The organism is Bacteroides stercorirosoris, assembly GCF_900142015.1.
Lineage (GTDB): Bacteria > Bacteroidota > Bacteroidia > Bacteroidales > Bacteroidaceae > Bacteroides > Bacteroides stercorirosoris.
In genome coordinates, this window is sequence record NZ_FQZN01000089.1 from 1 (window position 1) to 1,109 (window position 1,109).

General features: G+C 38.5%; 1 protein-coding gene. It reads left to right on the top strand.

What is annotated here, in order from left to right:
* Positions 1-450: 450 nt before the first annotated feature.
* The coding region (locus BUC01_RS24865) for an AAA family ATPase (RefSeq protein WP_175560915.1) at positions 451-1,109 on the top strand (659 nt) is incomplete at its 3' end.

Below are 1,109 nucleotides of genomic sequence, written 5' to 3' on the forward strand. Positions count from 1 at the left end.
CATAAAATCTGATTTTTACAAAGTTAATACATAAATAAAAAAACTACGAGAGAAACACCGTAGTTTTCTATTTACACAATCAGATGGATAGTCTCTACTCATAAGATTATAATGATCATTATAGTCATAGGTATGATTGTTGCAGATATCATAGTAATGGCAGTTGATACACACATTGTTGGTTATGATCACTTTCTTGGTATTCCTCTTGAATGGATAAGGTCTTTAAAATGATGTTCCGTTCAACCGGATATCTTTATTATCCGGCTGTTCTCATATCCGGATTCTCAATCTGCTTGAAAATATAAACTCCTCTCGTTTGCATCCCATCCGGAAAATGGAGCTAAAACAAGAATTTACTATAAAATGCGGAGTAGACTTGTCAAGCTGTCGCGGAAAGTTTATCTTTGTATCTGCATATAGAATATTTATTCTTTAAAGGCGTAAATTATGGAGCACGTATCAGATAGCAAATTGTTGCCTTATGGCATGATGAACTTTGCGGTTATTCGTCGTGATGATTATTATTATGTGGACAAGACCTCTTTCATTCCATTGATAGAGCGTTCGGACCGGTTCTTCTTTTTTATCCGTCCCCGTCGCTTCGGCAAGAGTCTGACCTTGAATATGCTGCAACATTATTATGATGTGAATGCGAAGGATAAGTTTGATGCCCTCTTTGGTGATTTGTATATAGGGCAGCATCCCACTAAAGACCGCAACAGTTATTTGGTACTGAAACTTAACTTCTCATTAGTAAGTGCCGAACTACACAACTATCGCAAGGGCTTGGACGACCATTGCACTACCTCCTTTGAGAATTTCTGCAAAACGTACGCCGACTATTTACCGCAAGATACGTTAGAAGGCTTACGTACAAAAGAGGGTGCAGTGGCTCAGCTGGATTTCCTCTATCAGGAATGTGCGCGTGTTAACCAAAAAATTTATCTCTTTATTGATGAGTATGACCATTTCACCAATACTATACTTTCTGATGCTAACAGTCTGAATCATTATACTGACGAGACACATAAGACCGGCTATCTGCGGGCTTTCTTTAATACCGTGAAATCGGGGACGGATTCATCCATTGAGCGTTGTTTCATCAC